At 60.3% G+C, this 6,745-nt stretch carries 8 protein-coding genes; 6 read left to right on the top strand and 2 right to left on the bottom strand.

Annotation, left to right across the window (positions count from 1 at the left end; all coding sequences use genetic code 11):
- The 5 genes from U9R81_RS17370 to argC all read left to right on the top strand — a co-directional run.
- A partial coding sequence (locus U9R81_RS17370) for an isocitrate/isopropylmalate family dehydrogenase (RefSeq protein WP_322496684.1) occupies nucleotides 1-644 on the top strand: 644 nt, incomplete at its 5' end.
- Nucleotides 645-658: 14 nt separating this feature from the next.
- Complete coding sequence (gene lysW, locus U9R81_RS17365; RefSeq protein WP_322496683.1) at nucleotides 659-826, top strand: lysine biosynthesis protein LysW; 168 nt, start codon at nucleotides 659-661, stop codon at nucleotides 824-826.
- 37 nt (nucleotides 827-863) lie between these two features.
- Entirely contained in the window at nucleotides 864-1,031 is a 168-nt protein-coding gene (gene lysW / locus U9R81_RS17360) for a lysine biosynthesis protein LysW (protein ID WP_066791658.1), read from the top strand.
- Between the two features lie 11 nt (nucleotides 1,032-1,042).
- The gene (gene lysX, locus U9R81_RS17355) at nucleotides 1,043-1,897 is read left to right on the top strand and encodes a lysine biosynthesis protein LysX (protein WP_322496682.1); all 855 of its coding nucleotides are present in this window, start codon (nucleotides 1,043-1,045) and stop codon (nucleotides 1,895-1,897) included.
- A 10-nt stretch (nucleotides 1,898-1,907) separates the two neighbouring features.
- Nucleotides 1,908-2,942 (top strand): N-acetyl-gamma-glutamyl-phosphate reductase, encoded by a 1,035-nt coding sequence (gene argC, locus U9R81_RS17350; protein ID WP_322496681.1) that lies wholly within the window; start codon nucleotides 1,908-1,910, stop codon nucleotides 2,940-2,942.
- A 160-nt stretch (nucleotides 2,943-3,102) separates the two neighbouring features.
- On the opposite strand, the gene U9R81_RS17345 is transcribed toward argC, so the two are convergent.
- Both U9R81_RS17345 and U9R81_RS17340 read right to left on the bottom strand, forming a co-directional pair.
- Complete coding sequence (locus U9R81_RS17345) at nucleotides 3,103-3,369, bottom strand: hypothetical protein (RefSeq protein ID WP_322496680.1); 267 nt, start codon at nucleotides 3,367-3,369, stop codon at nucleotides 3,103-3,105.
- A 189-nt stretch (nucleotides 3,370-3,558) separates the two neighbouring features.
- A complete protein-coding gene (locus U9R81_RS17340; RefSeq protein ID WP_322496679.1) occupies nucleotides 3,559-6,129 on the bottom strand; it encodes a hypothetical protein in 2,571 nt (856 codons plus the stop codon).
- Nucleotides 6,130-6,364: 235 nt separating this feature from the next.
- On the opposite strand from U9R81_RS17340, the gene U9R81_RS17335 reads away from it, so the two are divergent.
- On the top strand, nucleotides 6,365-6,745 hold a 381-nt coding region (locus tag U9R81_RS17335), incomplete at its 3' end, for a thioredoxin family protein (protein ID WP_322496678.1).

The following is a 6,745-nucleotide window of genomic DNA, read 5'->3' as shown; positions in this document are numbered from 1 at the left end:
GCGAGCGGCTCGAAGACGATGGCAACACCGCCATCGCCGAGCGGGTCATCACCCGCGCAGCCTCGGCCCGGATTGTGCGCGCGGCCTGTGAATTGGCCCGCACCCGCCAAGCCGCCGGCCATCCCGGCAAGGTCACGATTGTTCACAAAGCCAATGTGCTGCGAGTCAGCGACGGCCTGTTCCGCACCGTGGCGCTGGAAGTCGCCGCCGACTTCCCTGAATTGACCTTTGAAGAGCGGTTGGTTGACGTGGCCGCCATGCAATTGGCAGCGCAACCGCAACGGTTCGATGTTATCGTCACCACTAACCTGTTCGGCGATATTCTCTCGGACATTGCCTGCATTCACGGCGGCGGCTTGGGTGTCGCCGCCAGCAGCAATCTCGGTCACGGACGGGCGCTGTTCGAGCCGGTGCATGGCGCTGCGCCCGATATCGCCGGACGCGGCATTGCCAATCCAACCGCGGCTCTCAACTGTGTAGTGATGCTGCTCGAGTGGATTGAGCGGACTCAAGCAGCCGAACAGCTGCGCCGGGCCATGGATGCCGTCGCCGCTGCCGGCATTCGCACTCCCGACGCCGGCGGCGACGCGACGACTCGTGAAGTAGCTGATGCGATTCTTGAACATCTTGCACCTCAAGCTTGAAAGGAGCACCAACGATGCGCGCCGAATGCCCCGAATGCGTTGCCGAAATCACCTTGCCGGCCAACACGCTGGAAAGTGAGATTATCGCCTGCCCTGATTGCGGCGCCGAATTGGAAGTCGTCGGCCTCAACCCGCCCACCCTCGCCCTCGCCCCTGAGGTCGAAGAGGATTGGGGAGAATAACAACCTTCATTCGTATTACAGCCAAAGGAGTTTACCAATGCGCGCCGAATGCCCCGAATGCGCCGCCGAAATCACCTTGCCGGCCAACACGCTGGAGAGCGAGATTATTGCCTGCCCCGATTGCGGCGCCGAATTGGAAGTCGTTAGCCTCAACCCGCCCACCCTCGCCCTCGCCCCTGAGGTCGAAGAGGATTGGGGAGAATAGGAGAACCGATCATGCGCATTGCCGTCCTCTGCTCGCGCATCCGCGCCGAAGAGAAGCTGCTCTTTCAAGAGTTAGAACGCCGTGGTCTCGATTATGTCAAAATCGATGACCGTGAGCACATCTTTGACCTCCACCAGACCAGCTACCCGTTCGATGTCGTGCTAGAGCGCGCCATCCAGCACAGCCGCGCGCTCTATATGCTCAAAATTTTTAACGACGCTGGTGTGCCGACGGTCAACACTTACCACGTCGCCCTCACCTGCGGCGACAAGTTTCTCACCACGCAGGCGCTCATCCATGCCGGGGTGCCGACGCCGCGCTGTTTGCTCGCTTTCACGCCGGAAAGCGCGCTCGAAGCGATCGAGCAGCTCGGCTATCCAGTAGTGCTCAAGCCGGTGATCGGCTCGTGGGGACGGATGGTAAGCAAGATCAACGACCGCGACGCCGCCGAAGCCATTCTTGAGCACCGCGACGTGCTGGGCAACTACCAGCATTCGATCTTCTACATCCAGCAATACATCAACAAGCCGGGCCGCGACATCCGCAGCTTCGTGATCGGCGACGAGTGCATTGCGGCGATCTACCGCACCAGCCCGCACTGGATCACCAACACCGCGCGCGGCGGCGTCGCGACCAACTGCCCGATCACACCAGAACTGGCCGATCTGAGCGTGCGCGCCGCCCACGCGGTCGGCGGCGGCGTGGTTGCGATTGACATTCTGGAAACTCCCGATGGCGAGTTGTTGGTTAATGAAGTGAATTACACCATGGAGTTCCGCAATAGCATCGACACCACCGGGGTAGACATCCCGGCCCGGATTATCGATTACGTGGTAGAGGTAGGCAGCGGGCGTCGTAGTGTTTGATGAGGCGTGTATGACTTTGCGCGTTAGCATTGTGGGGGCGAGCGGCTATGTCGGCGGCGAACTGTTGCGCCTCTTGCTCGATCACCCGCACGTGACGATTATGCAGGCGACCAGCGCCCGCAACGCGGGGAGGTACCTCTATCAGGTGCATCCCAACTTGCGCGGCCGCACCAACCTGCAATTCGTTCACCCGGACACGCTGCAGGCGTGTGATCTGCTCTTTCTGGCCCTGCCTCACGGTGAGGCAGCGCAGGCCATCGAGCGTTACGCCGCTCTCGCCGAGCGGATCATTGACTGTTCGGCTGACTTCCGCCTGCGCGATCCGGCGGTCTATCAGCAGTGGTACGGCAATCCGCACCCGGCTCCGGCGTGGCTGGAGCGGTTTGTGTACGGATTGCCCGAAGTGAACCGGGCTGCGCTGATCGGCGCGCGCTATGCCAGCGGCGTCGGTTGCAATGCCACTGCCACTAACCTTGCCCTGATGCCGCTGGTGCAAGCCGATCTGATCGACCGCACCCGCCCGATTATCGCCGACGTAAAGGTGGGATCATCGGAAGGCGGCGCGACAGCCAGCGACGCCAGCCACCACCCCGAACGCTCCGGCGCGGTGCGCTCGTTTGCGCCGGTTGGTCACCGCCACCTCGCCGAAGTCGAGCAGATCACTGGCTTGCGCAACGTTCACATGTCGATCACCGCGATCGAGCTGGTGCGCGGCGCGTTAGCGACGGTGCATGCCTTCGCGGCGCGAGACTTGACCGAGAAGGATTTGTGGCAGGCGTACCGCGGCTTTGCCCGCGAACAGCCATTTGTCCGCATTGTGAAGGAGCGACAGGGGATTTATCGCTACCCCGAACCGAAGATATTGGCAGGGGCCAACTACGCCGACATTGGCTTCGCCTACGAGCCAACGACCGGGCGGATTGTCAGTATCTGCGCGATCGACAACTTGATGAAGGGAGCTGCCGGCAGCGCGGTGCAGTGCATGAACCTGATGTGCGGGTTTGCCGAGACGACGGCGTTGACGTTTATGGGGTTGCACCCGTAGGGATGAACGATGTATGGCACGCGGCAGGGTGACTGCCGTATTCCAAAACTCTGGGTAATCGCGACCGCTAGGGCCGCCCGTAACAGACATGCAGTGCGGCAGTTACCCTGCCGCACTGCATACTTTTTACTGCGCGCGTGGGCCGGTTTACAACCAGCCCCTACTCGTGTTCGGTTAACTGTTGATCGGCCAACTCGGCCTGCAACGCCTGAATTGCCACCAGCAACTGGCGCTCGCGTTCGGCCAACGTCGCGGCCATCACGCGCGCCGCCGACAACTGCGCGGCACGGGCTAAGGCCGTCGCGCCGGCAGGGACAGTGTCATTTTCGAGACGGGCAACCGACTGGCGCGCCCGCTCGAGGCCGGGGCGCAGGCTGTTGAGGCGGGCGGTGAGTACTTCGATGCGCTGGCGAAAGTGATCTTGCATGGTCTATCCTCCACACACACTCGCCGGGCGCACCGGTAGCGCCGCGGCGACAATGACCTGAGCGGCACCGTCGCCGCGATCCGCTCCTTAGTATACCGCTTTTGCACATTTTTTGCAATATGTGTGCAGAGGTGTTGCAATAGAATGCGCAGGGAATCTTGCGTTCCCTGCGCATCGTGCTGAGTTCGGTTACTCTGAAGCTGTAATCACCCCATCGCGATAGATCTCGATCACCAAATCATGGTTGATCCGGCCAGCGCAGCGCGTCGTCTTTTGCTCGGGCGGTTCGTTACCGATCGACTCAACGGTGGCGACAATAGTCAAGTCAATATCGGTGTAGGCATCCTTCTGCGTACTGATCCGCCAGATCGGTTCGCCGAGCGTATCGCCTTTGCCGACATATTCGAGTTTGTCGAGGGTGTAGCGCGTATTGATGCTACCGCTGATCGACACCCCCACACATCCTGCTAAGGTCGTGCTCATGAGCAGCACCACCAACAGCAACGCCATCCGGCGGCGTGACCGCCACGCGAGGATGCCGGGAGGCACGAAGGCCAATGCCAGCCACACCGGCGCAGCGTTGCTCGTAGGTGGTGGCGGGAAGACCAGCCGCATCTCGCCTTCGATCGCATCGGGTGAGATCAAGGCTAAGGCCGTGAACTGCGAGGTGTCATCGGCTTCGCCAGTCAGCGAAGCCGTTCCGCCGTCAAAGGTGAACTCCAACTCGTTCAGACCGCTCCACTGATACGAACCGCGCGGCGCCACCATCCCAGAAATCGCCTGTACCAGTATAATCAGCTCGGCTGGATCGTCATTAAAATTGTCATTGTTACTTTCACACGACAATGTTGTGCTGACCACCTTCTGGCTCACCATGAGCCAGTCACCCTGCAAATCAACCACATTCACTTTGGCCTTGAAGGTGGCTGGCTGATTGCGGGCCACAGCGACCACCCGCACCATGTCGTAACCCATATCGCGATGGATTGAGCCGAGCACCAATTGGCTAGAGCCATCGTGATAGGCGATCGGCTCATTGCCACGCCGGTAAAACAGCTCCACTCCCGGCTCAATGGTCAGCATAACCGGCCAGCCGGATGTGTTCGGGTTCATCCCGCCGTTCACCACACTCAACGGATAGACGGCGCCACTGTCAATAGCAGCTTGAATCTGGTACTCAGGCGGGCGGCCATTAGGCGTTTGTTTCGCGATCTGCGGCGCCTCAGCAGTGGAACTGAGCACAAAATTATCACCCCGGTTGCGACGGATGCTAATCACATCACCAACTCGGCTAGCCTGCTGCAACACTTCCGGTAACATGATCGCAGTATTGGCCCGTTCTGGCGCTACACCGAGCAAATAGCGGGCATAATCATCGAGGTTCGCGCGCAGCTTCGCTTGGCGCGCTTCATCCATCAACGGATAGCTGCCCTCGTTGATGGCCTTCACCAGCTCTGCTTCGCTCAGCGCGCAGGCACTGTTCGCGCAGAGGTTAACCTTGAGCAATTGGGCGTGAATGTAGCGCGACTCATCGTTCCATCCCCACGTGAACGGTTCGGCTTGAAAGCCAAGTTTCGGCCCATCAACCGTCGTCTGGCCGTATTGAATGAGGTTGTGCTCTTGCGCTTCCGGCTCGATCAGAAAGACCATATTCTCAGCGGTTGTCTCTAACCACCATGCCTTCGGGCCAGAGAGGGCGGCCACTGTCATTGCATACTCTTCATCTTGCACCCAGTGGGCCAGCTCGTGAATCAGCTCGTAACGTCCGGGCGGGTTGGCAATGGTTTCGGCGCTATCAACCGGCAACGAGAGGATGCTGCTCTTGGGGCTGTATGCCGGCGCGCTGAGATCAGGGCCGATCACCACAAAGACGGACGAGTTCGACTTGGCTGCGGTAAAGTTTTTCTTCGCAAAACTCTGCAGAATCGAGTCGATTTGGCGAATCACTTCATCGGCCTGATCAAGCTTGAACTGGGCCGTCATTGGCCACATCACGTAGATTTTGCCATTAGTACGGCACAGTGTGTTCGTCGTCCATTGCAAACAGAAATGATATTCGTCGGCGGCGAATGCCGGCGGAGGCGCTAGCGCCTGCCACAGACTCCCGTCACTTGCGGCGCTCTTCGGGCGAGCCACGAAGTAGCGGATCGTCCCACCCCGGCCATTGCCGGAGGTAAGATCAGGTACATCGGTAGGCGACACCCGCACCGCCAGCTCCAGTTTTCCATCATGCGGTTCTTGATCGAGCACTGCTAGGTAGGTATCATCGACCAACGCCACAATGCGCGATTCGGGTGAAGCGGCGGGCAGCGACAGCGTGACCCGGCCCCGGCTATCGTTCGGCGCAGTCACTTCGTAGAGCGGCGTCTCGATCACGGCCTGTTCTTGCAAGGCAGCGGCTAGTGCTCCCTCGGCGGCGCTGACGGCAACCGTTATCGGTTCGCCGGTTTCCATAACAGTGGGTGGGGCAATGATCTGCGCGCCGTAGGCATCAGTGTAGGGTTGGCCATCGGGTTGCACCGGCAGGGAGGCTAACGGCTTCGCTTCCATCACTAGCGGGGCCGGAACAGCGGTTGGCGGCGGTTGCACCGCCGCCTCCGCCCCAACCGGCGTGGGTTCGATCGTGCTGGGAGGGCCGGACCCGCAACCGGCCAAACCGCTCGCTAAGCTAAGCGCCAGTAACCAATAGAGGACGCGCGACAAACCGTTGGCAGAGCAACACCGGGGGGCAGCGGACGGCGGGGCAAGCGGGGGACGCATACGGTTCCTCCTTTGGGAAAGGAAGGTTCAGACACAGGGAACCTATCCGTTGTTGTAGCACGCTCCACATCACTTGTCACGGTGCTTCGATATAACTCCGCATTGCAAAGGAGCAACCAACGGGCCATCACTATAACACTGCGCTAACATTCCGCTACTGCGCAACTAATGTGACCGGAGTAGAGTGATGATAGCGACATAATGCAAACAACCATCTTACGCAAGCGAGGAAACTATGGTCTTTTCAACTCCAATTCGCACCGGTGAACAGAGCATTGACCGCGTGTTGCAAGCAGGATTGCCGGTCTTGCTCGTCTTCGACCGGCGCGGTTGCCAAACCTGCCAGCAACTCGAAGCAACCCTTGACCGGTTGGCGCAACGCTTCGCCGGCAAGGCGCTGATTGCGCGGGTTGACGCTGATGATAATCCGGCGTTGGTGCGGAAATACAACGTCACCGATCTACCGGGGCTGGTCTTTATCAGAAATGGAGCGACGGTAGCGCGCACTGCCGGCGCGGCGCCGGAAACCGCGCTGCAAGCATGGCTAAGCTACCTGAGCGACGAGGGTTCGCAGCCGCCGTTGCCGAGCGGGCCGAGCGTGCCGCTGCACCGGTCA

The organism is Chloroflexus sp., from assembly GCF_034435895.1.
GTDB lineage: Bacteria > Chloroflexota > Chloroflexia > Chloroflexales > Chloroflexaceae > Chloroflexus.
Note: the sequence above shows the minus strand (reverse complement) of the source record. Positions and strands in the feature narration are given on the sequence as shown.

Excerpts from the sequence above, each read along its gene's own strand:
- lysW (WP_066791658.1), top strand. The coding sequence starts at position 864 with ATGCGCGCCGAATGCCCCGAATGCGCCGCCGAAATCACCTTGCCGGCC.
- U9R81_RS17345 (WP_322496680.1), bottom strand. The coding sequence starts at position 3,369 with ATGCAAGATCACTTTCGCCAGCGCATCGAAGTACTCACCGCCCGCCTC.
- lysW (WP_322496683.1), top strand. The coding sequence starts at position 659 with ATGCGCGCCGAATGCCCCGAATGCGTTGCCGAAATCACCTTGCCGGCC.
- U9R81_RS17340 (WP_322496679.1), bottom strand. The coding sequence starts at position 6,129 with ATGCGTCCCCCGCTTGCCCCGCCGTCCGCTGCCCCCCGGTGTTGCTCT.
- lysX (WP_322496682.1), top strand. The coding sequence starts at position 1,043 with ATGCGCATTGCCGTCCTCTGCTCGCGCATCCGCGCCGAAGAGAAGCTG.
- argC (WP_322496681.1), top strand. The coding sequence starts at position 1,908 with ATGACTTTGCGCGTTAGCATTGTGGGGGCGAGCGGCTATGTCGGCGGC.